The 23,390-nt window shown below is 71.6% G+C and carries 23 protein-coding genes; 10 read left to right on the top strand and 13 right to left on the bottom strand.

The features are described from left to right. Window positions 1-47 precede the first annotated feature (47 nt). The 5 genes from OG943_RS41900 to OG943_RS41880 form a co-directional block, all read right to left on the bottom strand. Entirely contained in the window at window positions 48-650 is a 603-nt protein-coding gene (locus tag OG943_RS41900; protein ID WP_328606416.1) for a class F sortase, read from the bottom strand. Between the two features lie 161 nt (window positions 651-811). After that, window positions 812-1,081: a hypothetical protein gene (locus OG943_RS41895; protein WP_328606415.1), complete on the bottom strand. Its 270-nt coding sequence runs from the start codon at window positions 1,079-1,081 to the stop codon at window positions 812-814. 42 nt (window positions 1,082-1,123) lie between these two features. Continuing rightward, window positions 1,124-1,660: a hypothetical protein gene (locus OG943_RS41890; RefSeq protein ID WP_328606414.1), complete on the bottom strand. Its 537-nt coding sequence runs from the start codon at window positions 1,658-1,660 to the stop codon at window positions 1,124-1,126. Window positions 1,661-1,864: 204 nt separating this feature from the next. Continuing rightward, the gene (locus tag OG943_RS41885; protein WP_328606413.1) at window positions 1,865-2,329 is read right to left on the bottom strand and encodes a hypothetical protein; all 465 of its coding nucleotides are present in this window, start codon (window positions 2,327-2,329) and stop codon (window positions 1,865-1,867) included. An 85-nt stretch (window positions 2,330-2,414) separates the two neighbouring features. Further along, on the bottom strand, window positions 2,415-3,818 hold the full coding sequence (locus tag OG943_RS41880; protein WP_328606412.1) for an NAD(P)H-quinone dehydrogenase: 1,404 nt from the start codon (window positions 3,816-3,818) through the stop codon (window positions 2,415-2,417). 130 nt (window positions 3,819-3,948) lie between these two features. Here OG943_RS41880 and OG943_RS41875 point away from each other — a divergent pair, with 130 nt between their 5' ends. Beyond that, the gene (locus OG943_RS41875; protein ID WP_328606411.1) at window positions 3,949-4,401 is read left to right on the top strand and encodes a gamma-glutamylcyclotransferase; all 453 of its coding nucleotides are present in this window, start codon (window positions 3,949-3,951) and stop codon (window positions 4,399-4,401) included. 667 nt (window positions 4,402-5,068) lie between these two features. On the opposite strand, the gene OG943_RS41870 is transcribed toward OG943_RS41875, so the two are convergent. From OG943_RS41870 to OG943_RS41850, 5 genes are all read right to left on the bottom strand, one after another. Beyond that, the gene (locus tag OG943_RS41870; RefSeq protein ID WP_328606410.1) at window positions 5,069-6,370 is read right to left on the bottom strand and encodes an amidohydrolase; all 1,302 of its coding nucleotides are present in this window, start codon (window positions 6,368-6,370) and stop codon (window positions 5,069-5,071) included. Window positions 6,371-6,562: 192 nt separating this feature from the next. Beyond that, the gene (locus tag OG943_RS41865) at window positions 6,563-6,898 is read right to left on the bottom strand and encodes a hypothetical protein (protein WP_328606409.1); all 336 of its coding nucleotides are present in this window, start codon (window positions 6,896-6,898) and stop codon (window positions 6,563-6,565) included. Between the two features lie 153 nt (window positions 6,899-7,051). Then, complete coding sequence (meaB, locus tag OG943_RS41860) at window positions 7,052-8,047, bottom strand: methylmalonyl Co-A mutase-associated GTPase MeaB (protein ID WP_328606408.1); 996 nt, start codon at window positions 8,045-8,047, stop codon at window positions 7,052-7,054. A gap of 3 nt (window positions 8,048-8,050) precedes the next feature. Next, window positions 8,051-10,246, bottom strand: a complete 2,196-nt coding sequence (scpA, locus tag OG943_RS41855) for a methylmalonyl-CoA mutase (RefSeq protein ID WP_328606407.1) — start codon at window positions 10,244-10,246, stop codon at window positions 8,051-8,053. Beyond that, on the bottom strand, window positions 10,243-12,111 hold the full coding sequence (locus OG943_RS41850) for a methylmalonyl-CoA mutase subunit beta (protein WP_328606406.1): 1,869 nt from the start codon (window positions 12,109-12,111) through the stop codon (window positions 10,243-10,245). The genes scpA and OG943_RS41850 overlap by 4 nt, the downstream gene beginning before the upstream one ends. Before the next feature lie 191 nt (window positions 12,112-12,302). Here OG943_RS41850 and OG943_RS41845 point away from each other — a divergent pair, with 191 nt between their 5' ends. Further along, on the top strand, window positions 12,303-14,234 hold the full coding sequence (locus OG943_RS41845; RefSeq protein ID WP_328612308.1) for a serine/threonine-protein kinase: 1,932 nt from the start codon (window positions 12,303-12,305) through the stop codon (window positions 14,232-14,234). Between the two features lie 18 nt (window positions 14,235-14,252). Here the strand turns inward: OG943_RS41845 and OG943_RS41840 are convergent, their stop codons facing one another. After that, the gene (locus OG943_RS41840; protein ID WP_442874645.1) at window positions 14,253-14,891 is read right to left on the bottom strand and encodes a MerR family transcriptional regulator; all 639 of its coding nucleotides are present in this window, start codon (window positions 14,889-14,891) and stop codon (window positions 14,253-14,255) included. A 104-nt stretch (window positions 14,892-14,995) separates the two neighbouring features. Between OG943_RS41840 and OG943_RS41835 the strand changes: the two genes are divergently transcribed. The 3 genes from OG943_RS41835 to OG943_RS41825 are packed head-to-tail and all read left to right on the top strand — an operon-like array spanning window position 14,996 to window position 17,162. Further along, window positions 14,996-15,955 (top strand): hypothetical protein, encoded by a 960-nt coding sequence (locus OG943_RS41835; protein WP_328606404.1) that lies wholly within the window; start codon window positions 14,996-14,998, stop codon window positions 15,953-15,955. Continuing rightward, complete coding sequence (locus tag OG943_RS41830) at window positions 15,952-16,380, top strand: ABA4-like family protein (protein ID WP_328606403.1); 429 nt, start codon at window positions 15,952-15,954, stop codon at window positions 16,378-16,380. Before OG943_RS41835 ends, OG943_RS41830 begins: the two co-directional genes overlap by 4 nt. Next, a complete protein-coding gene (locus OG943_RS41825) occupies window positions 16,377-17,162 on the top strand; it encodes a purine-nucleoside phosphorylase (RefSeq protein WP_328606402.1) in 786 nt (261 codons plus the stop codon). The genes OG943_RS41830 and OG943_RS41825 overlap by 4 nt, the downstream gene beginning before the upstream one ends. A gap of 27 nt (window positions 17,163-17,189) precedes the next feature. Here the strand turns inward: OG943_RS41825 and OG943_RS41820 are convergent, their stop codons facing one another. Further along, complete coding sequence (locus tag OG943_RS41820) at window positions 17,190-18,341, bottom strand: glycosyltransferase (RefSeq protein WP_442874839.1); 1,152 nt, start codon at window positions 18,339-18,341, stop codon at window positions 17,190-17,192. A gap of 108 nt (window positions 18,342-18,449) precedes the next feature. Here OG943_RS41820 and OG943_RS41815 point away from each other — a divergent pair, with 108 nt between their 5' ends. Beyond that, window positions 18,450-20,081 (top strand): phospho-sugar mutase, encoded by a 1,632-nt coding sequence (locus OG943_RS41815; RefSeq protein ID WP_328606400.1) that lies wholly within the window; start codon window positions 18,450-18,452, stop codon window positions 20,079-20,081. On the opposite strand, the gene OG943_RS41810 is transcribed toward OG943_RS41815, so the two are convergent. Further along, a complete protein-coding gene (locus OG943_RS41810; RefSeq protein WP_328606399.1) occupies window positions 20,062-20,403 on the bottom strand; it encodes a hypothetical protein in 342 nt (113 codons plus the stop codon). The genes OG943_RS41815 and OG943_RS41810 overlap by 20 nt on opposite strands. 52 nt (window positions 20,404-20,455) lie before the next feature. On the opposite strand from OG943_RS41810, the gene OG943_RS41805 reads away from it, so the two are divergent. From OG943_RS41805 to OG943_RS41790, 4 genes are all read left to right on the top strand, one after another. Further along, the gene (locus OG943_RS41805; protein WP_328606398.1) at window positions 20,456-20,908 is read left to right on the top strand and encodes a flavodoxin family protein; all 453 of its coding nucleotides are present in this window, start codon (window positions 20,456-20,458) and stop codon (window positions 20,906-20,908) included. A 348-nt stretch (window positions 20,909-21,256) separates the two neighbouring features. Then, complete coding sequence (locus OG943_RS41800) at window positions 21,257-21,664, top strand: XRE family transcriptional regulator (protein ID WP_328606397.1); 408 nt, start codon at window positions 21,257-21,259, stop codon at window positions 21,662-21,664. After that, the gene (locus OG943_RS41795) at window positions 21,661-22,182 is read left to right on the top strand and encodes a hypothetical protein (RefSeq protein ID WP_328606396.1); all 522 of its coding nucleotides are present in this window, start codon (window positions 21,661-21,663) and stop codon (window positions 22,180-22,182) included. Before OG943_RS41800 ends, OG943_RS41795 begins: the two co-directional genes overlap by 4 nt. Next, window positions 22,179-23,390 carry an MAB_1171c family putative transporter gene (locus tag OG943_RS41790; protein ID WP_328606395.1) on the top strand — a complete coding sequence of 404 codons (1,212 nt, stop codon included), beginning with the start codon at window positions 22,179-22,181 and terminating at the stop codon, window positions 23,388-23,390. The genes OG943_RS41795 and OG943_RS41790 overlap by 4 nt, the downstream gene beginning before the upstream one ends.

Below are 23,390 nucleotides of genomic sequence, written 5' to 3'. Positions count from 1 at the left end.
ACCGACAAAACCGGGTTTCGAGCCGAACTACCACGTACGAGGTGCGATCAGTGACCGTCGGCGACCAGTCCCGCGTAGACGATGATGTTGTCCACGTAGTTGTGCTCCGAGCGGTCGAACACGCCGCCGCAGGTGATCAGGCGCAGCTCGGGGCCCGCGGTGTCGCCGTAGACCGCGTCGCTCGGGAAGACGTCCTTGGGGACTTCGTCCACCTTGGTCACCTTGAAGTGCGCGGTGGTGCCGTCCTTGCGCGCGATCGCGACCTCGTCGCCGGGCTTCATGTCCTTGAGCCGGTAGAAGATGCCCTTGTGCTTGTTGCCGTCCACGTGCCCCAGCACGACGGCCGGGCCGGTCTCCCCCGGCGTCGGCCCGAACTTGTACCAGCCGGCCTGCAGCGGGGTGCTGACCGGCGGCACCTGGACGGTGTTGTCGGCGTTCAGCCCGAGCGGCACGAGCGACGAGTGCGCACCGATGCTCGGGATGTCCATCGACACCGGGTCCGACTTGGCCATCGCCCCCACGGCCGACGCCGGTGCCGCGGGCTGGACCGGCGTGACGGGCGGCGCCTGCGCGGTCCCCGGCCCCGCCCCGCACCCGCCGAGCAGCAGCGCGGCCCCGACTGCCACCGCGGCGAACGTTTTCCTGATCATGTCTCCCCCTCCGGCTCCGAGGCCGAGCGGTCACGGCCCCAGCCAACCAGCCCCGTGTTTCCGATTACGCGCGGGCCACACCCCGGGTTGGCTGTGCCCTCTCGACGCCACCCCGGTGGCGGGTCCGTTGCCGGGCCCGCCACCGGGCGGCAGTTCACCCGTCAACGACGGGTCTTGTGACGCACCAACGCGATTCCGGCGCTGCCGAGGGCCAGTACGCCCATCGCGGCCGCGGCCGGGTACTCGTCATCACTGCGCGGAGCGGGAGCTCCGGCCGTGGCCGTGGCTGTGACCCGATCCCCGGCCGGAGCCGGAGCCGAGGCCGTTGCCGAATCCCCGGCCGAGGCCGGACCCATCGATGCCGCGGCAACCACCGGCGCCACCACCAGGAACCCCGCGGTCACCAGACCCGCGACCGTCACCTTCTGCACAGCTCCTCCTCCGAAGACCCGGAATCCTTCAGCCGACGGACTTCAGTCGACGACGTAGCCGTCGCTGCCGCCGGTCTGCGGGGCGCCCGCGGGCACCTTCGTGACCTGCTTCGGCGCCTGCTTCGCCGGCAGCACGGTGAACTTGGTGGTGATCTGCGCGCCGCCGCATTCGTAGGACGCGGTGTACGTGCCCGGCTTCGCGTTCTTCTTCACCGTCGCCGTGCCCTTCGACAGCGGCGCGACCTTCGGGTCGTTCTGCGGGCCGGCGGTGAGCTTGCCGAAGTCCAGGACGGGCGAGCTCAGCTTCGCGATGTACCCCGCCTCGCAGCCCACGCGCACCGCGATCTGGGAGCCGGGACGGCCGACCGTCGGCAGCAGCCGCAGGAACGCCTTCGGGACCCCCGCGTTGTCGTCGGTCGGCGGCGCTTCCGTCGGCGAGCTGGTCGGAGTGCTGGTGGGCGTGCCCGTCGCCGAGGTCGGCGGCGCGGTGGGTGTGCTGGTGCTGCCGGCGGCGAACGCCGGCGCCGCGATGAGCATCCCCGCGGCCAGCACGGTCGAGAAAACAGCAATACGCTTCATGGTTAACCCCGATTAATGAATTCTTCCCGATATCCGACACGGAGGGCCCCACACCCGACGCGCAGTTCCCCCTGCCGTCCTGGCGCTTTTTCCTCCGACACCCTAGAGACGTCTCGGCTGGTACGGGGGTTGCCAGCCGGTCCGGAGAAAAACGAAAGAGCCGCCGGGAACGGATTCCCGGCGGCTCTTGATCGTTCTGCGCACTTATTCGGCGAGGCTCCCGTCGCCCGCTTTCGCGGCGCCCGCGGGCACCTTGGCGACCTGCGCGGCCGGCACGGTGAACGTCGCGCTGTACGCCTTCCCACCGCAGTTCACCGTGAGCGGGTAGCTGCCCGCGGGCGTGCCGGTCACCAGCAGCGCGTCGGCGCTCATGGTGGCCTTCACCCCGACCGTCTGGCCGAAGTAGTAGTTCTCGAAGTGCAGCACCGGCGAGCTGAACGAGGTGGCGCCCGCCTTGGCCCCGGGGCACTGGGCGAGCGCGACGTTGTCCTCACCGCGCTGGAACTTGTTCACCATCCCGTGCAGGCCGGCGGTGTCCAGGTTCAGCTGGACGGACACCGCCGGGTCGGACTGGCTCTGGGCCTGCCCACCGGTCGCCGCCGTCGCCGGACCGGCCACCGCGGCCGCCCCGATCGCCGCCACCGCAACGAAAACCGCCCTCTTGCGCACCCTCGGCCCCTTGTCCCACATCGCAGTCAGCCTGTCACCGAGCTAGACGCGGGGATCCTCGACGGGGTTGCCCGCGCGGGGAGAATCAGTCCAGATCGTCGTGGCGCATGAGCTGACGGCCCGCCTCGGTGATCGACCCGGACAGCGACGGGTACACCGAAAAGGTCAGCGCCAGGTGGTCCACGGTCAGCTGGTTCTGCACCGCGAGCGCGATCGGCAGGATCAGCTCGCTCGCCGACGGCGCCACCACGACGCCGCCGACCACCACGCCCGTGGCGGGGCGGCAGAAGAGCTTCACGAAGCCGCGGCGCAGGCCTTCCATCTTGGCGCGCGCGTTGGTCGCCAGCGGCAGCATGATCGTGCGCGCCGGCACCTCACCGGAGTCGATCGCGTGCTGGCTGATGCCGACGGTCGCGATCTCCGGGTGCGTGAACACGTTGGCGGCGACGGTCTTGAGCTTGATCGGCGCGACGCCCTCGCCCAGCGCGTGCCACATCGCGATGCGGCCCTGCATGCTGGCCACCGACGCGAGCATCAGCAGGCCGGTGCAGTCACCCGCGGCGTAGATGCCGGGCACGCTCGTGCGAGAGACGCGGTCCACGGTGATGAAACCGCCGGGGCCGGGCTCGATGCCGACCCGGTCGAGGCCGACGTCGGCGGTGTTGGGGATCGAGCCCACGGTCATCAGCGCGTGGCTGGCCTCGATCACGCGGCCGTCGGCGAGGTGGACGGCGACGCCCTTTTCCGTGCGCTCCACCCGCTCCGCGCGGGCGTGCTTCGCGACAGTGGTGCCACGCTGGGAAAAAACCTCCTCCAGCACGGCGGCGGCGTCGGCGTCCTCGTGCGGCAGCACGCGGTCGCGACTGGAGATCACGGTGACCTTGACGCCCATCTCGGTGTACGCCGAGGCGAACTCGGCGCCCGTCACCCCCGAGCCGATCACGGCGAGGTGCTCGGGCAGCTCGCTGAGGTCGTAGAGCTGGCGCCAGTCGAGGATGCGCTCGCCGTCGGGCACGGCGCCGGGCAGCACCCGCGGGGTGGCGCCGGTGGCGATCAGCACGACGTCGGCGTTCAGGGCCTCCGTGGTGCCGTCCGTGTGCGTGACGGCGACCTTGTGCGTGGCCAGGCCCGGCTCGTCGTCGCAGAAGCGCGCTTCGCCGATGACCACCCGGACGCCCTCGCGCTGCACCCGCGCCCGGATGTCGGCGGACTGCGCGAGCGCGAGCCCCTTCACCCGGCCGTGGACGGTCGGCAGGTCGACACTCGTGTCCGCCATGTCGGTGTTGATGCCCAGCTCGCTGAGGTCGTGCATCTTGGCGAGCGCGCCGGAGGAGGCGATGAACGTCTTCGACGGCACACAGTCATAGAGGACACACGCGCCACCCAGGCCGTCGCGTTCGACGATCGTCACGTCGGCGCCGTGTTGCGCGGCGACCAATGCGGCCTCGTAACCTGCCGGGCCCCCGCCCATGATCACGATCCTGGTCACCTGGAGTCCTCCTAGTTGGACGCGTCTGCGGTGCTCTCACCGTACGCGGAGGGGTGCCGGCCACACGGAAGTGGCCGGACACGGCACGTGCTTCCGCTTGTGCGGCGGATGGGTCGCTAGGCTGTCGCCCGTGCCGTTGTATGCCGCTTACGGATCGAACATGGAGCCCGCCCAGATGCTGGAGCGCGCCCCGCACTCGCCGATGGCCACAACCGGCTGGCTGGAAGGCTGGCGGCTGACTTTCGGCGGTGAGGACCTGGGCTGGGAAGGCGCGCTGGCCACCATCGTCGAAGACGCCGGCTCCCGCGTGTTCGTGGTGATCTACGACGTCACCCCGCTCGACGAGGAAGGCCTCGACCGGTGGGAGGGCGGCGAGCTCGGGATGCACACCAAGCTCCGGCTCCGGGTGCAGACCATGGACGGCTCGGTGCTGCCGTGGCTGTACGTCCTCGACGCCTACGAGGGCGGCCTGCCCTCAGCCCGCTACCTGGGCGTGCTGGCCGACGCCGCCGAGGCCGCCGGCGCCCCCGCCGACTATGTGGATGACCTGCGCACCCGGCCGTGCTCCGGGATCACCGGCTGACCCAGCCTGTGGATAACTCGGCGGCGCAGGCCGCCGACCAGGGCTTCATGAACAGCGTTCACCATTACCGGGCTTAGGTCCGGCACAAGATCGTGTCCTGTTTCACCACCGGCGGCGTTCCGGGACTTCCGCCAATATCGGGGCACTGCGCTCGTGGTTGCGGAATCCGTTGGGACGCAAGGGAAATCGGTCGCCTACGGCTTGTCTCCAAGAGGTCTCGCGGGGGTGTGGAATCACCCGCGGTGAATACATCATCCACGGTCGTGATCATGCGTCACGAGACCGGGTGAAATGGTCGCCCACAGCGCCCGGGATCGAGGCGGAAATCACCCACCGGAGTTGTCCACAGCCGAGGGTCGCCTGTGGACAACCTGGGGCGGGCTGGCCGGGCAGGCTGTGGACAGATCTGTGGATAACCGAGGGGCCGCGCAGGTCGTGGACAGTGCTCGACCATGGCTCGAGGCTTGTCGGCGACCCGTTTGAGCGAGTCATGGCGCCCTGAAGGCCACCTTGAGGGCATCTACGTCCCTCAAGGTGGCCTTCAGGGCATCACGACCACCAGCCGCAAGTCACGAGCGCGCCCGACCGTAGGTTCGTGGCGTTGGCATCCAAGGCGGGTAAGGGGGCCTTGACGGACGTTGAAGCGGCGGCCGCGGGCGGCCCGAGGTCAGGCCAGCGTGGCCAACGCCGTGTGCACCAGTGTCCGGACCCCCACCAGCAAGGCTCGCTCGTCGAGGGTGAACGTCGGGCGGTGGATGTCGGATTGAGGGGCCGGGGGGCCGGACCAGACGCCGAGGCGGGCGAAGGCGCCCTGGACGTGTTCCAGGTACCAGCCGAAGTCCTCGCCGCCCGATGACTGCTCCGTGCCGGCCAGGCCCTGCTCGCCGAGGGCGGCCTCGACGCCGGCGCGCATCAGCGCCGTCGACTCCTGGTCGGAGACGACCGGGGGGACGCCGCGGCGGTAGTCCAGTGAGAAGCCGACGCCGGTGGGCGCCAGCAGCGACTCCACCGAGGCCGCGACCAGCGGCTCCAGCTGCTTCCACACCTCGTGGTCGGCGGTGCGCAGCGTGCCGCGCAGCACGCCGTCCTGCGGCACGGCGTTGGCGGCCTGGCCGGCGTGCACCGCGCCCCACACCAGCACGGTGCCCGACCGCGGGTCGACCCGGCGCGAGAGCACCGAGGGCAGCGAGGTGATGACCGTGCCGAGCGCGTACACCAGGTCGGCCGTCAGGTGCGGCCGCGAGGTGTGCCCGCCGGGTGAGGTGAGCCGCAGCTCGATCAGGTCCGCCGCGGACGTCAGCGCGCCCACCCGGGTGCCGACCTTGCCGACCTCCAGCCGCGGGTCGCAGTGCAGGCCGTAGATCCGCTCGACGCCCTCCAGCGCGCCCGCCGCGATCATGTCCAGCGCGCCGCCGGGCATGACCTCCTCGGCGGCCTGGAAGATCAGCCGCACGCGGCCGGGCAGCTCCGGGGCGCCGGCGAGCGCGCGGGCCGCGCCCAGCAGGATCGCCGTGTGCGCGTCGTGGCCGCACATGTGCGCCGCGCCCTCGGTGGCCGAGGCGAAGGGCAGGCCGGTGTCCTCGGTGAGCGGCAGCGCGTCCATGTCCGCGCGCAGGGCCACGCAGCGGTCGCCCTTGCCGATGTCGCACACCACGCCGGTACCGCCGGGCAGCACCCACGGCTTGAGCCCGACGGTGCGCAGCAGCGACACGACCAGCTCGGTGGTCGCGAACTCGTGCCGCGACAGCTCCGGGTGGGCGTGGATGTGCCGGCGCCAGGCGAGCACGTCGGTGGCGTTGGCCCGCAGCCAGTCGTCCAGCCAGAACGGTCCGCGACCCGCGCCGAAATCCTCCACGGGTGCCATGCTGACTCCGGCTTCGGTGATCAGCGCGGCGGGCACCTCGTTCGGGTTGGCAATACGACCCTGAGGGTCGCCTGGAACGTCCGGTCGTGAATCAAGCACAGTCACGCCGCGCCTCCTCCCGCAACACGGGTGGCCCAGGGGTCACGCAGCGTGCCGATCGTTCTGTCTTACGCATTTGCCGACGATCGTGCACCATGCAGGTGGCAAGAGTCGCGCCGCCGACGGGCGTCCGAGACGGCCGGTACCGGATCTGCGTTGAACGGCTTGCCGGAATTCGGTCAGGGCGAACGGAAAGAGCTACTTGCCCGCGGCCTGGTCCTTGCTCTTCTTGCGCTTCTTGGCCCGGGACCGGCGGCCGAAGAAGACGATCGCGAGCAGCACCACGGCGACCCCGCCCGCGATCAGCTTGTTCCGGGTCTTCGCGGCGTTCGCGGCGTTCGTCTGCGCCGGGTCGATCACCGGCCCCGGCTGCACCTGCTGCGGCGCGATGAGCAGCGCCGACGCGGTCACCGCGACCTCGGCCGGCACCGGCGCGGGCCCGGCGGGCACGACCACGACCGCCTGCGCGGGCGGCGCACACAGCAACAGCACGCCCAGCAGCCCCACCAGCAGCAGACCCCGCACCTTCGCCATGACTTCCCTTCTACGGCACTGAAGGGCATTGTGCCCGCCGAATGGCCCGTCCGTCAGCCGCCACGCGGTGGAGACGGCCTCCGCTCAGCCCTCGGCGTCGACCGCCGGGCGCCGCCGGACGGTCGTTCGCCGTCCACCGTCCGGCGGAGCGGTTCATTCTCCGGCCGGCGTGGAAAAGGCGTCCAGGATCCGCCCGGCGGCCAGCGTGGCCGTCAGCTCGCCCGCCCGGACCGCGCGTTCCAGCTCGCTGACCAGCGACCGCACGCCGGGGTGCGAGGTCAGGCGGTCGAGCAGCTGTTCGCGGACCATCGACCAGGTCCAGTCGACCTGCTGCTGACGGCGGCGGGCCGCCAGCTCGCCGGACTCGGTGAGCTGGTCGCGGTGCCTGCCGATCTCGCCCCACACCTGGTCGAGGCCGGTTCCTTCGAGGGCGCTGCAGGTCAGCACCGGCGGTGTCCACGGCGCGTCCCGGCCGTAGATCATCCGCAGTGCGCCCGAAAGCTCCCGCGCCGCCCGTTTCGCGTCTTTCTCATGCGGCCCGTCCGCCTTGTTGACGGCGATGACGTCGGCCAGCTCCAGCACGCCCTTCTTGATGCCCTGCAGCTGGTCGCCGGTGCGGGCCAGGGTGAGGAACAGGAAGCAGTCGACCATGTTGGCCACGGCCACTTCGGACTGTCCTACGCCGACTGTCTCCACCAGCACCACGTCGAAGCCCGCGGCCTCCATCAGCACGATCGTCTCGCGCGTGGCGCGGGCGACGCCGCCGAGCGTGCCGGACGTCGGCGACGGCCGGATGAACGCCTTGCTGTCCACCGCGAGCCGCGCCATGCGGGTCTTGTCTCCGAGGATCGAGCCGCCCGTGCGGGTGGACGACGGGTCGACGGCCAGCACCGCGACCTGGTGCCCGGCCGAGGTCAGGTCCGTGCCCAGCTGGTCGATGAAAGTCGACTTGCCGACCCCGGGCACACCCGTGATGCCGACCCGCTGCGCGCCCCCGGCGTGCGGCAGCAGCTCGACGAGCAGCTCCTGCGCCTGCGCCCGGTGGTCGGTGCGCTGGGACTCGACCAGCGTGATCGCCTTGGACAGCGTTCCGCGGTCACCGGCGAGGACGCCCTTCGCGTACGCGGCGACGTCGATCTTGCGCGGCAAGGCTCAGGACTCCTGCTTGGACAGCTGTTCGAGCAGGCCGATCGCGGCGTCCGCGATCACCGTGCCCGGCCCGAAAATCGCGGCCGCCCCGGCGGCCCGCAGCTCGTCGTAGTCCTGCGGCGGGATCACGCCGCCGACCACGACCATGATGTCCTCGCGCCCCAGCTCGGCCAGCTCGTGGCGCAGCGCGGGCACCAGCGACAGGTGCCCGGCGGCCAGCGACGACACGCCGATCACGTGCACGTCGGCCTCCGAAGCCTGCCGCGCGACCTCTTCCGGGGTGGAGAACAGCGGGCCGACGTCGACGTCGAAGCCGATGTCGGCGAAGCCGGTGGCGATCACCTTCTGGCCGCGGTCGTGCCCGTCCTGGCCCATCTTCGCGACCAGGATGCGCGGGCGGCGGCCCTCGTCCTCGGCGAACTTCGCGACCAGTTCACGGGCCTTCTCGACGTTGTCCGACTTCCCCACCTCTTCCCGGTACACCCCGGAGATCGTGCGGATCTGGCCGGAGTGGCGGCCCCAGACCTTTTCCAGCGAGTCGGAGATCTCGCCGACGGTGGCCTTGGCCCTGGCCGCGTCGATGGCCAGCGCGAACAGGTTGCCGCCGTTCTGCGACCCCTCGGTCAGCCGTCGCAACGCGTCCTCGGTGGCTTGGGGGTCGCGTTCCTCGCGCAGCCGCCGCAGCTTCTCCAGCTGCTGGGTCCGCACGCCGGCGTTGTCAATTTTCAAGACCTCGATGGCTGTGTCTTCGCTGTCGGCGCCGGTGACCTGGTACTTGTTCACGCCGATCACGGGCTGACGGCCGGAGTCGATCCGCGCCTGCGTGCGCGCGGCGGCCTCCTCGATACGCAGCTTCGGGATGCCCTCGTCGATCGCGCGCGCCATCCCGCCCGCGGCCTCGACCTCGGTGATGTGCCCCCACGCCTTGCGCGCCAGGTCGAAGGTCAGCTTCTCGACGAACGCACTGCCGCCCCACGGGTCGATCACGCGGGTGGTGCCGGATTCCTGCTGCAGCAACAGCTGCGTGTTGCGGGCGATGCGCGCGGAGAAGTCGGTGGGCAGCGCCAGCGCCTCGTCGAGGGCGTTGGTGTGCAACGACTGTGTGTGCCCCTGCGTCGCGGCCATCGCCTCGACGCAGGTGCGGGTGACGTTGTTGTAGACGTCCTGCGCGGTCAGCGACCAGCCCGAAGTCTGCGAATGTGTACGGAGCGACAAGGACTTCTGCGACAGTGTCTTACCAACAGCGGGCGCGAACTGCTTGACCAGCTTCGCCCACAGCAGCCGGGCGGCGCGCAGTTTCGCGACCTCCATGAAGAAGTTCATCCCGATCGCCCAGAAGAACGACAGCCGCGGCGCGAACTTGTCCACGTCCAGCCCGGCGTCCACGCCCGCGCGGATGTACTCGACGCCGTCCGCGAGCGTGTACGCCAGCTCCAGGTCGGCGGTCGCCCCGGCCTCCTGCATGTGGTAGCCGGAGATCGAGATGGAGTTGTACTTCGGCATGTGCTGCGAGGTGTACGCGAAGATGTCGGAGATGATCCGCATCGACGGCTGGGGCGGGTAGATGTAGGTGTTGCGGACCATGAACTCCTTGAGGATGTCGTTCTGGATGGTCCCCGCGAGCTGCTCCGGCTTCACCCCCTGCTCCTCGGCCGCGACGACGTAGAGCGCGAGCACCGGCAGCACGGCGCCGTTCATGGTCATCGACACGGACATCTTGTCGAGCGGGATGCCGTCGAAGAGCTGGCGCATGTCGTAGATCGAGTCGATCGCCACGCCCGCCATGCCGACGTCGCCGGAGACGCGCGGGTGGTCCGAGTCGTAACCGCGGTGGGTGGCCAGGTCGAAGGCGACCGACAGGCCCTTCTGCCCGGCCGCGAGGTTGCGGCGGTAGAAGGCGTTGGACTCCTCGGCGGTGGAGAACCCGGCGTACTGGCGGATGGTCCACGGCTGGTTCACGTACATCGTCGGGTACGGCCCGCGCAGGTAGGGCGCGATGCCGGGGTACGTGCCGAGGAAGTCCACATCGGACAGATCGTCGGCGGTGTACACCGGCTTCACGCCGATGCCCTCGGGCGTCTCCCAGGCCAGCGCGTCGGGCCCCTTGCCGGTGGCGTCCTGCACGGCCTGCGCCCACGCGGCGCGATCGGCCGGCTCGGGCGCGCCGAGCGGGACGTCGGCGAAATTCGGCACGGTCATGCGGACACTCCCAGCTGTACGTGGATGCCGGTCAGGACTTCGAGTGCGTCGCAGCCGGCGAAGACGTTGCCGCTCACCCCGTCGTAGGACGCCTTGCCGGCGAGCAGCACGGTCTCGGCGCCGAGCGCGGCGGCGACCGAAGCCGCCTGTTCCTCGTACGCGGCGTCCGTGCCGCAGAGGCAGGCGACGCGGGCGCCGCTGGCGCGGAACGCGGCGGGCAGGTCGTCGGTCGCTCCCGGGTTGACCGCCTCCAGGCCGCCGGCCTGGAACAGGTTCGCGGCGAACCCGGCACGCGTGGTGTGCGCGGCGACCGGGCCGAGCGTGGCGAGGAAGACCTTCGGCCGTTCTCCGTGCGCGGCCAAGTGGGCGTCCGACGCGTCGCGCAGCTTCTCGAACCCCTCGGCGTAACGGTGGCGCGGCAGGCCACCGTCCTCAGTGGATACAAACGAAGGCTCGCGCCGCACCGGCTTTTCAGCCAGGTTCGGGAATTCGCTGACGCCGGTGATCGGGTCACGGCGGGTGGCCAGGCGCTTGGTGCGCTTCTCCCAGGTCGCGGCGAGCCGCCCGGCCAGCGCGCCGGAGGCCAGCTCGGCCTCGACACCGCCCGCGCCCTCGATCTCGGTGAACTCGGCCCACGCGGCCTTCGCCAGGTCGTCGGTCAGCTTCTCGACGTACCAGGAGCCGCCCGCCGGGTCGATCACGCCGCCGAGCCGGGACTCCTCCAGCAGCACGGCGTTGGTGTTGCGGGCGATCCGCGAGGAGAACACGTCCGGCCGGCCGATCGCGGAGTCGAACGGCAGCACCGTGACGGCGTCCGCGCCGCCGATACCCGCGCCGAAGCACGCGACGGTGGTACGCAGCATGTTCACCCACGGGTCACGCTGGGTCAGCATCGCGGGCGACGTCACGGCGTGCTGATGCATGCCGCGCGCGGCCGGCTTGGCCCCGGAGACCTCGAGGACGCGGTCCCACAGGCGCCGGGCGGCGCGGAACTTGGCGATGGTGAGGAACTGGTCGGCGGTCGCGGCCAGCCGGAACTCCAGCTGTGCCGCGGCGGCGTCGACGTCCAGGCCCGTCTCGGTGAGCGCGCGCAGGTAAGCGACACCGACAGCGATGGTGGCGCCCAGCTCCTGCGCGTCGGACCCGCCCGCCTCGTGGAACGGCAGGCCGTCCGCCACGAGCGTGCGCAGCTTCGGGTACTTCGCGGCGACGCGCGCGGCCAGCTCGGCGGCCGGCGCGACGGGCTGGGCTTCGCCGGTCCGCGCCGTCACGCCGATCGGGTCCGCACCCAGCGTGCCGACCGCCTCACTGGCCGGGATCTCCCGATCCGCGAACACGTCCAGCAGCGCCCGCGCCGCGGCCTCGTACCCGGGGCCGGCGTCCAGGACCACGGGCGCGAGATCGACGTAGACCTCGTTCAGCGCGTCGGCCAGCGCGGTCAGGGGCAGGGCCCCCTCGCCGAGGCGCAGCCACACGGAGGAGGCGCCGCCTTCGAGGTCGGCGAGCACGGCGGTGTTGACGGCCTTCGCGTCGGTGCCGGCGTGGCGGACGCGGACGTCCCAGCCGGTGCTGACGACGCCTTCGGGCTTCGAGCCGCGGACGAACGGCGGCAGGCCGGGGAAGCCGAGGTCGCCGACAGCGTCTTCACGGGTGTAGAGCGGCTGGATCTCGATGCCGTCGTAAGTGCGGGTGACGAGCTTGCTCTCCGGCGCGCCGTCGAAGTCCTCCGGCAGGCGCCCGCTCTTGCGCAGGACGCCGGCCACGAGCTCCTGCCACCGGGCCCGCTCGGCTGCCGGGAACTCGGCGGCGAGGGCGAGCTCGGGTTCGGAGATCGGCACTGACTCCGGGCCAGCCACGTTCGTCATACCCAGTGATGGTAGAGGCACGCCAGTCCCGGCACCTGTGACTCTAGTCGCCTGCCGGAAGTATCCAGGGGTACCCCCGATTTGGCCCGGAAGGGCTGGACACCCCCACTGAGTCGAAGACTGTCGGTGCCTTACGACACAATCAGGGGGTGTCGTCCTCGAGCGAATCCCCTTCCCGCGAGACCTCGCGAGTGGTCGCCGGCCGGTACCGCCTGCGGTCCGTGCTCGGGGCCGGCTCCATGGGCACCGTCTGGTCCGCCTACGACGAGTTCCTGCACCGGCCGGTGGCCGTCAAGGAGATGAAGCTGCCGCCGGGGGTGCCGGCGGCGCAGGCCGACGAGCTGCGCGAGCGGACCCTGCGCGAGGCGCGCGCCATCGCGGTGCTCTCTCACCCGAACGTGATCATCCTGCACGACGTGGCCCGCGACAACAACGAGCCGTTCGTGGTCATGGAGCTGCTGCCCTCGCGCAGCCTCGCGCACATCCTGCGCGACCACGGCCCGCTGAACGTGGAGCAGGCCGCCGCCGTCGGCATCGCGGTCGCCGCGGCGCTGGAGGCGGCGCACGCGGCGGGCATCACGCACCGCGACGTGAAGCCGGGCAACGTGCTGGTGGCCGGCGACGGGCGGATCAAGCTCACCGACTTCGGCATCGCGCGCAACGTCTCCGAGGCGACGATGACGCGCACCGGGATCATGCTCGGCTCCCCCGCGTACATCGCGCCCGAGGTCGCGTCCGGCGGCGCGGTCACGCCCAACGCGGACCTGTGGGGCCTCGGCGCCACGCTGTTCGCCGCCGCGCAGGGCGCCCCGCCGTACGACGCGGACGGTGACCCGCTGGAGACGGTCGGCAAGGTCGTCAACGGCAAGGTGCCCAAGCCGAACCCCGGGCCGCTGGCCGCCGTCATCAGCGCGCTGATGAAAAAGGAGCCGGAGAAGCGGATCTCGCTGCGCGAGGTGCGCCACCGGCTGTACCCGATGCAGGGCAAGACCGCGCTGGACCTGTTCGGGCCGGAGCTGTTCCGTACCCCGGACGGGAAGAAGACGGCGGCGCACCTCGACGCCACCGACACCCAGGTGATCAAGACCGTCACGCCGGAGAGCGACGCGGCCGAGCCGAAGGCCGCGTCCAGCACCGAGCTGGCCGCGGACCCCGGGCCGCTGCCGTTCCTGCGTGGGTCGTCCGGCTCCGGTCCTGGGGCTTTCGGTCCTGGGGCATCCGGCCCTGGGTCATCCGGTACTGGAGCTTTCGGAGCTGGAGCGGCCGGAGCGTCCGGCATGGGGTCGTTCGGCGCCGCGCTGTCCGGTCTCGGGGCTTCCGGCGCCGGCTCGTCCGGGTCCGGCGCTTCCGGCCCGTCCGGCTCCGGGGGTTACCCGCCGGCTCCTCCGGGGCCGGCGGTTCCGGGGACGACGTCCGTGGCCGCCCCGGTGCCCGCCCGCCGCGGGGCCAAGGCGTCCGTGGTGCTGGCGCTGGTCGCGGTGGTGCTGTTCCTGGCCGCCGCCGGCGGCGGGTTCGCGCTGGCCCGGGTGGCCAGCGGGCAGGAGCTGCTGCCGCCGGCCGGCATGACCGACGGCACCGAGGCCCCCGGCGGGACCACGCTGCCGCCGGAGCCGCTGAAACTGGTGCCGCAGAAGGGCGACGCGAGCGACACCGCGAACGCGACGGCGGACAGCCTGTACACGGTGTCGATTCCGGACGGCTGGAAGCGGTTCGTCGCCGGGCGCACCAGCAAGCTGGGGCCGTCGACGATCGTCCAGTACGTCTCGCCGGACGGCCGCCAGTCGCTGCGGCTGGAGCGCTTCCCCGGCTACTTCAAGACCCGCTCGACCGACGACTACCTGAAGAGCCTGCCGGAGACCTACGGCCCGGAGTCGTTCACCATCGTCCAGGGCCCGGCCACCACGGCCGGCGGCACAGACCTGATGTACCGCAACGTCGAGCACGCCACGTCCCCCCGGCAACAGGAATCGAGCACGCCGATCACCCGCGCGACGTTCGCGTCGCTGCGGCAGGCCGAGGGGAACCTGTGGGTGTTGTCGTTGACCGTGCCTTCGGAGCAGGAGGACACGGCGGCGGGGACGTTCAACGAGATCGCGCCGACGTTGACGTTCCCCTCCTCCTGAGGTCTTCGGCGGCGCGGGTCAAGCCTCGGCGGGCAGGAAGCGGCGGGCCGATTCGGCGCTTTGGGCCAGGCGGCGCAGGCCGGAGAAGAGACGATCGCCCAGGACGGTGCCGATGACGGCGGCCTCGACGATGCGGTCCAGTGACGGCATTGACGTCACGGTGTCCAGGTCCACTTCCGCGGTGCGGTCGGCGAGGGCGGCGTAGTCGTCCAGCCGGGCGAGCAGGCCGTCGTGGCCCTGGGCCAGGTCGCGGATGGTGCAGAGGGTGACGATCAAGGCGGAGACCGTCGGGCTGCCCGGCTCCGCCTTCCAGCTGTGCCGGGCGGCCAGGCCCTGGATCAGGTCCAGCGCCCAGGCCTGGGACTCCTCGTCGACGTCCTTCGCCGAGCCGGACAGGACGCGTTGCGCCAGGCCCAGGACCTTGTGGGTCGGGGCGTGGGAGTCGACCGCGGAGAGGACCTCGCCGACCGTGGCGACCGAGAGGCCGCCGACGTCCAGCAGCGCGCGGATCAGCTTGAGCCGCTGGACGTGGTCGTCGCCGTACCGGGCCTGGTTGGGGCTGGTCCGCTCGCCGGGCTGCAGCAGGCCTTCGCGCAGGTAGTACTTCACCGTGGCCACCGGCACGCCCGACTCCGCACTCAGTTCCGCCATCCGCACGTGACACCGCTCCGATCTCAGGGACAACCCTGAAGACTTCTCAGGATGGATAGTTTAACTTCCCATAACGGAGAGCTTCACTATCCATTTTGGGAGGACCAACCATGACCATCCTGACCGATCTCCGCGGCCGGACAAGCACGTGGCACCGGCCATCGGCCCTCTTCGCGGGTGTGCTGGCCGTGGTGGCCGTCGGCTGCGTCGCGCTGCTGCTGCTCGACCAGCGGACCCTGCTGGGCGCCCCGGTCTGGGCGAAGCCGCTCAAGTTCGCCATCTCCGGCTCCTTGTACTTCTCCACCTGGAGCTGGCTCGTCTCGCTCCTGCCGCGCTTCCGCCGCGGCGCCGGGATCGCCACCGACGTCGTCATCGTGCTGTTCTCGGGTGAGTACGTGCTGATCGTGTTCCAGGCGGCCCGCGGCCGGGCGAGCCACTTCAACAACGCGACGCCGTTCGACAACGCCCTGTTCCAGGTCATGGGGTCCATGGTCGCCGGGATCTGGCTCGCCACGCTGGTGCTCACCGTCCTGCTGATGTTCAGCCGGATCGAGGACCGCGCGACCTACTGGGCGGTGCGCACCGGCGCGGTCCTGTCGCTGATCGGGGCCGGGCTCGGCGCGCTGATGACACGTCCGACGGCGCAGCAGCAGGCGTCGCTGAAGGCCACCGGCGTTTCGGACCTGATCGGGGCGCACAGCGTCGGCGTCACCGACGGCGGGCCGGGGCTGCCGCTGCTGGGCTGGAGCACCACCGGCGGCGATCTGCGGATCCCGCACTTCATCGGCATGCACGCGCTGCAGGCGCTGCCGCTGCTCGCCCTCGGGCTCGGGCTGCTCGCGACGCGCCTGCCGCGGCTGCGGGAGAGCGCCGTCCGCGCGCGGCTGGTGTGGGTCGGCTCGCTGGGGTACGCGGGCCTGGTCGCGCTGGTCACCTGGCAGGCCGAGCGCGGCGAGTCGCTCGTCCACCCGGGGCGCGCGACGCTCACGGCGCTGACGCTGCTGCTCGCCGCGGTGGCGCTGGGCGCCCTGGTCTCGGTGTACCGGCCGGTGCGGGAGCTGACCCGATGACGGACCTGACGGTGTTCGCCTGGACGTTCCCGATCGCCGTGCCGTTCTGGGCGCTGATGATCTTCCTGCCGGGCTGGCGGTGGACGCGGCGGGTGCTGGCGTCGCCGTGGGTGCCGCTGCTGCCGCTGGTCTGCTACTTCGTGCTCGCCGCGGCCCACTTCGGCGAGCTGTGGACGGCGGTCAGCCGGCCGGACCTCGGCGTGCTGCAAGCGTTTGCGGGCTCTTCGTACGGGGCCGCGCTGATCTGGGCGCAGCTGATCGCGTTCGACCTGTTCCTCGGCCGGTGGATGTTCTTCGAGGCGCGGAAGCACGGCGTCCCGTGGTGGGTGCTGAGCCCGGTGCTGGTGCTGACGATCTTCCTGTCGCCGTTCGGGCTGGTCGTGTTCCTGGCCGTCCGGAGTGCCCGGATACGCTCGGCGGCATGAGTAACCACGAGGAGGCGGCCGCCGCCGTCATCGCCGAGCGCACGGGCGTCGAGAAGCACGACATCGCCGTGGTGCTGGGCTCGGGCTGGCGCCCGGCCGCGGACGTGATCGGGACGGCCGAGGCGGAGATCCCGTTCGGCGAGCTGCCCGGTTTCACCACCCCCGGAGCCGTCGGGCACGGCGGCACGGTGCGCTCGCTCGACGTCGGCGGGAAGCGCGCGCTCGTGCTGCTGGGGCGCACGCACTTCTACGAGGGCAAGGGCATCGACCCGGTGGTGCACAACGTGCGCACGGCCGCCGCGGCCGGCGCGCGCACGGTGCTGCTCACCAACGCGGCCGGCGGCCTGCGCGAGGGCTTCAGCGTCGGGCAGCCCGTGCTGATCTCCGACCACCTCAACCTGACCGCGCGCTCGCCGATCGTGGGCGCGAACTTCGTCGACCTCACCGACCTCTACTCCGCCCGGCTGCGCGGCCTGGCGAAGGAGATCGACGGCTCGCTGGAGGAGGGCGTCTACGCCGGCCTGGTCGGCCCGCACTTCGAAACGCCCGCCGAGATCCGGATGCTGCGCACGATGGGCGCCGACCTGGTCGGCATGTCGACCGTGCTGGAAGCCATCGCGGCCCGCGCCGCCGGCGTCGAGGTGTTCGGCCTCTCGCTGGTGACCAACCTCGCCGCCGGCATGACGGGCGAGCCGCTGAACCACGAAGAGGTCCTGGAGGCGGGCCGCAACGCCGCCACTCGCATGGGTTCGCTGCTTCGGGAACTTGTTGCCCGCGCCTGAACCCGCTCGTGAGTGTTTATGACGGTTCTAACCGTCATAAACACTCACGAGTCCTTGGACCACCTCAGCCGGTGAAGGCATGCCCGCGACCTCGGCAGCCACCCCGCGCACGGCGTCGGCCACGGTTGAGTCGGTCAGGAGGCGGGCGGCGGTCTCGTGGACGGACTCGGCGGTCACCTCGTCGCCGAGGAGGCGGGTGCCCGTGCCGGAGGCCAGGACGGCTTCGGCGTTCGTGAACTGGTCCGCGCCCTGCGGGAGGACGAGCTGCGGCGCGCCGGCGGAGAAGGCGCCCAACGTCGTGCCGCTGCCGCCGTGGTGGACCACCAGGTCGACGTGCGGCAGCAGCGCCGACTGCGCCACCCAGGACTCCAAGCGGACGTTCGGCGGCACCTCGCCCAGCGACGCGGGGTCCAGCGACGGCCCGGTCGCCACCAGCACGTCGGCGTCCAGCCCGGACAGGCCGGTGATCGCCGAGGTGAACACCGCCGCCTGGCTCATCGGGGACGTGCCCAGCGTGAGGTAGACGAGCGGACGGCCCCGGTCGCGGTCCGCGACGCCGTCCGGCAGGTCACCGGCGTCGCTCCAGCCGACCGGGCGCAGCGGCAGGCGGCGGGCCCGCGCCAGGAAATCGGGCGCCTGCACCGAAGGCGGGCAGATGTCGACGACCGGGTTGCCCCACGACGGCCGGTCGTCGGTGATACCCAGTTCGGCGGCGTGCTCCTGCATCACGCGCTCGATCTCGATCATCTGGCCGTCGCGCGAAACCCGGCCGAATCCGTGGCCCACGGCCGGAATCCCGGCGGTCATCGCCGCGAAGGCCCCGCCGGCGTTGCCGAACTCGTAGACGACGAGGTCCGGCCGGTTCTGCTCGAAGAGCGCACGGAGGTCCGCGGCGAACGCGTCGGGCATCACCCGGCCGAAAACCTTGCCGATCAACGCGTTCAGGACCTCCGGCGGCGCCTCTTCGCGGGCCTGCCTGGGGTCACCGGAAATCTGCGTGGCGAAGGCCTCCCCGATGGTCAGCCCCGCCTTGGCCGGTTCGAAGCCCGCTTTCCCCAGCGTGGCGTGGAAATCCTCGGCCGTCGCGAAGACGACGTGATGCCCGGCTTCACGCGCGGCGACCGCGAGCGGCATCAGCGGGTACAGGTGGCCGTGGGCCCCAAGGGCGGTGAAGAGCATTCGCACTTTCCCGAGAGTAGCGGCATCAAGCCCGCCGGATCCCCCGAATTCCACCCCTGCCCCGGGATCAACCGGACGCCCGCCCCGGCCGGGTCGTAGGCTGGCGCGGTGCCGAACAACCTGACCACCGAGCTGCGCGACGCCACCTACCGCTGGATCGCCGACGACCCCGATCCGGCGTCGAGCGACGAGCTGCAGCGGATCCTCGCCCGCGCGCTGGGCCAGGAGCCCGGCGCGGCCGACGAACTCGCCGACCGCATGGCGGGCCCGCTGGAGTTCGGCACCGCCGGCCTGCGCGGGCCGGTGCGCGCGGGGCCGAACGGCATGAACGTCGCGGTGGTCACGCGCACCACCGCGGGGGTCGCCGACTGGCTGACCGCGCACGGTCACGCAGGCGGCGTCGTGGTGGTCGGCCGCGACGCACGGCACGGCTCGGAGGCCTTCGCCACGGCCGCCGCCGAGGTGCTCACCGCCGCTGGCTTCGCCGTGAAGGTGCTGCCCGAACCGTTGCCGACGCCGCTGCTCGCGTACTCCGTGAAGCACTACGGCGCGGTGGCCGGCATCCAGATCACCGCGTCGCACAACCCGCCCGCGGACAACGGATACAAGCTTTACGACGGCACCGGCGGCCAGATCGTGCCGCCGTCCGACGGGGAGATCGAACGCGCGATCCAGGCCGTGCCCGCCGCGGTGAGCGTGCCGCGCGCGCCCGGCGCCGAGGTTGTCGACCCGCGCGCCGCGTACCTGGCGGAAGTCGCCGACCTGCCGCAGGGCCCGGCCCGCGAAATCCGGATCGCCGCCACCGCGCTGCACGGCGTCGGCGCTGAGACGGTCCACGCCGCGCTGGCCGAGGCCGGGTTCACCGACGTCCACCTGGTCGCCGCCCAGTCCGAGCCCGACGCGGACTTCCCCACGGTCTCCTTCCCCAACCCGGAGGAGCCCGGCGCCACCGACCTGCTGCTGGCGCTGGCGTCCGAAGTGGACGCTGACCTCGCGGTGGCCCTCGACCCGGACGCCGACCGCTGCGCCCTCGGCGTCCGCGACCGCGACGGCGGCTGGCGCATGCTCCGCGGCGACGAGACGGGCGTGCTGCTCGGCTCGCACGTTCTGTCCACAACGGACAGCACGGACCCGCTGGTGGCCACCACCATCGTGTCGTCCTCGCTGCTCGGCGAGCTGGCGAAGGCCGCCGGCGCCCGCTACGCCGAGACGCTGACCGGCTTCAAGTGGCTGGTCCGCGCGGGCGAGGGCCTGGTCTTCGCCTACGAGGAGGCGCTGGGCCTCTGCGTGAACCCCGGCTTCGTGCGGGACAAGGACGGCATCGCCGCGGCGGTGGTCGCCGCCGGGCTGGCCGCCTCGCTCAAGGCCGAGGGCCGGAGCCCGCTGGACGTGCTCGACGAGATCGCCACCCGCCACGGCGTGCACCTCACCGACCAGGTTTCCTTGCGGGTCACCGATCTCGCCGTGCGCGGCAAGCTGATGGCCGGGCTGCGCGCGCAGCCGCCGTCTTCGCTCGGCGGTGTGCCGGTGACGCTGGAGGACCTGCTGCCGGACGCCGACGTGCTGCGCCTGGCGGGCGAGGGCCTGCGAGTGGTGATCCGGCCGTCGGGCACCGAGCCGAAGCTCAAGGCGTACCTGCAGTCCGTGCAGCCGGTGACCGGCAGCCTCGCCGCGGCGCGGGAAAGCGCGGCGGCCCGCCTCAACGCGGTGCGCGCGGACATCAACGAACTGCTGAGCTGACCGGCGCCGAGGGCATTGCCGGATCGGTGCTCCTGACCAGCAGCTCCGGCCCGAACAGGCCGGCCACGTCGATCACCAGCAGCACCACGAAAGCGGCGACGAACTCACGACGCCGCAGCGCGAACGCGCCGGCCAGCCCCAGGACGGCCGGCAGCAGCCACGGCCACAGCTCGCGCAGCTCCTCGACCCAGCCGTGGGCGGGCTGGAACAGCGCGGCCATGAACGCGTAGACGAGCAGGATCAACGTGGCCGCCAAGCCGGCCACTCCCAGCAGGACAAGCACGACGACGTCAACGCGCCGACGGCGGATCTCCCCCATCACCCGCGGAAGCTTGCCCGCGCGCGGGCGTCCGCACAAGTGGCAGGCTCGGGGCATGGCAACGCTGTTGATCGTGCACCACACGCCTTCGCCCTCGATGCAGGCGATGTTCGAGGCCGTGCTCGCCGGCGCGAAGCACCCGGACATCGAGGGGGTCGACGTCGTCCGCCGTCCCGCGCTCGGCGCGACCGCCGCCGACGTGCTCGCCGCCGACGGCTACCTGCTCGGCACGCCCGCCAACCTCGGCAGCATGAGCGGCGCGCTGAAGCACTTCTTCGACACCGTCTACTACCCCTGCCTCGACGCCACACGCGGGCGCCCGTTCGGCGCGTACGTGCACGGCAACAACGACACCGCGGGCACCGTCCGCCAGCTCGACGCGATCACCACCGGCCTCGGCTGGGAACGGGTGGCGGAACCGGTGCTCGTCACGGGCGAACCGGGCAAAGCGGAATTGGACGCGCTGCGGGAATTGGGCGGCACAGTGGCGGCGACGCTGATGTCCTGAATCGGTGCGGAAATGCTCATTTGAGCGGAAACAAAGCCGAATATCAAACAGGCCCGGAAAAGTAAGGGGCCTGTCACCGGAAGCCCTGGGGGTCGACCTCCGGCAACAGGCCAGATCAAGGGTTCGCAACGAGGCGATCGACCTTGACCAGCCAAGCGTACTACAGACAGGGCGATCATGACGAGCCAGGCGGCAGGACAAGATCCCGCTCCGGGTTCCGGACACCCCCAGAGTGCGGACCTCCGGAGCGGGACGCGGCCACTGTAAACCACTGCATACAACAGCTGTCAACAGGTGCGTACAGTAGTCCGGAGCTACGATCCGGCCATTGAGGGAGAAGGGGGCGGCATGCCATCGCAGCGCACCTTCGCGGAGAAACTGAGCACGTTGATCGACTCCGCCCGCGCCGACGGCCGCGCGCCGCACAGCTATCGGGAGATGTCGGCGGCGATCGAGCGGGCCGGCGGTCCCGCGATGTCGCCGGCGTACCTGCAGCAACTGGCCACGGGCAAGCGGGTCAACCCGAAGATCCATTACGTCGAGGCGCTCGCGAAGCTGTTCGCCGTGCCGGTGACCTACTTCTTCGAAGACGAGGCCGAACGGGGAACCGGGGGCGGTGGCGCCGACGTCGAAGTGAAGCTGATGGCCATGCGCGCGCAGGAGCTTTCGCCGCAGGGCCGCCGCCAGGTGATGGCCCTGCTGGACCTGGTGGAGCGGTACGAGAAGGCGGAGCGGGACAGCCCGGGGGGCACGTGAAGGAACGCGAACTGCGCAGGCGCTGCCGACGGCTGCTCAAGGACCTCGACATCAGCCCGCCGCTGGACGTCGCCCAGCTGTGCGAGCGGCTGGGCGCGAGCCGGGAGCGGCCGATCCGGCTCATGGCGTACCCGCTGGAGGTGCCTGGCCCGTTCGGCTGCTGGATCGCGACCGGGGCCGCGGACTACATCTTCTTCCAGCAGGAGACCACCAAGGCCCACCAGGACCACATCATCCTGCACGAGCTGGGCCACCTGCTCGCCGAGCACGAGCCCGGCGGTGACGCCGAGCCCGCCGACTTCCTGCGCGGCCCGGCCACCGGCCTCGAAGGCGACGCCGTGCGCCGCGCCCTGCGCCGCACCTCCTACGACGAGGCCCACGAGTGGGAGGCCGAAACGGTCGCCACGATCATCCTGGAGTGGGCGTCGGTGCTGAACTACACGATCCCGCGCCGCGCGGCCGACCACGACCTGCGCCGGATCCAGGGCACGCTCGGCGACCACCAGGGCTGGCTGTGAACTCCGGGTCCCTGCTCGCCCTCGTGCTCTTCGCCGTCGCGCTCGGCTGGCGGCTGTACCAGCTGGTGCGCTCGCCGCGGCTGCCGAACGGGGCCGTCACGGCGGCCATCGCGTGCCTGACCGCGGGGTTCCTGTTCCAGCAGAAGGGAATCTCGGACTGGTTCGACGCGCTGACCGCCCCGGGAGGCGCGCGCCTCGCGAACAACGTGCTGCTCGCCGGCGCCGCCTGCGCGCTGCTGGTCTTCTTCCACGGCTCCGCGCACGGAGAGGGCCAGGTGCGCCAGGTTGCTGATCCGGCCGAAAGCAGGCGGACACGGGCTGCAACCGATCGACTCGAAGGAACCCCTTTCCGCCGTGGCTGCCGTCGGATCAGCAACGACTGGCACAGCATGGTGGAGCTGGTGCCGCTCGGGGCCGCCGTCGTGCTGATGTTCGTGGCGACGGGCCTGACCCCGGCGCCGCTGCGGGGCGCCGCACTGAGCCCGGCCACGGTGCACGTCTCCGGCATCGCGCTGTTCTACCTCGGCGCCGGGCTGTACCTGATCTACGCGATCGTGGCGTGCGTCTGGTGGATCACCCGGTACCAGCGCACGGCGGACCGGCACCTGCGCACCGGCCTGCGCCTGGCCGCCGCGGGCCTCGCCGCGGCGGCGATCGGCAGCACGTTCCGCGCGCTGTACATCGTGGTCGCGTGGGCGTTCGGGCCGGTGGTGCCCGCGCTGCTGTGGCTGGGCGTGCCGTTCGTGGTGATCGGCAGCGTGCTGTTCCTGGCCGGGATCACCTACCCCGGCGTCCGCGCGCGGCTCTCGGCGCTCGGCCGCCGCCGCCGTCATCGCGACGACCTCGAGCGGCTTGCTCCACTGTGGACACTGCTGGCGAAGGCCTACCCGAGCATCGTGCTGCGCACGCCCCCGGGCGGGATGCGCGACCGGCTCGCCGTGCACCGCCGCTACTACCGGCGCGTCATCGAGATCCGCGACGGCCTCGTTCAGCTCAGCCCGTACCTCGACACCGACTTCGCCGCGCTCACGGCCGAAGACCCGGCCGCGGCGGCGAAAGCGCTGCGGCGGGCGCTCGACCGGCAGGTCGCGGGCGAGGCGAACGACGGCCGCGCGAAGCTCGTCCTGCCCGGCGGCGCGAGCGACCTGGAGTCAGACGTCCGGCCGCTGCTCGCGCTTTCGGCGGCCGTATCCGGAAAGGACGATTGA

The organism is Amycolatopsis sp. NBC_00345 (genome assembly GCF_036116635.1).
In the GTDB taxonomy this organism is placed as follows: domain Bacteria; phylum Actinomycetota; class Actinomycetes; order Mycobacteriales; family Pseudonocardiaceae; genus Amycolatopsis.
Note: the sequence above shows the minus strand (reverse complement) of the source record. Positions and strands in the feature narration are given on the sequence as shown.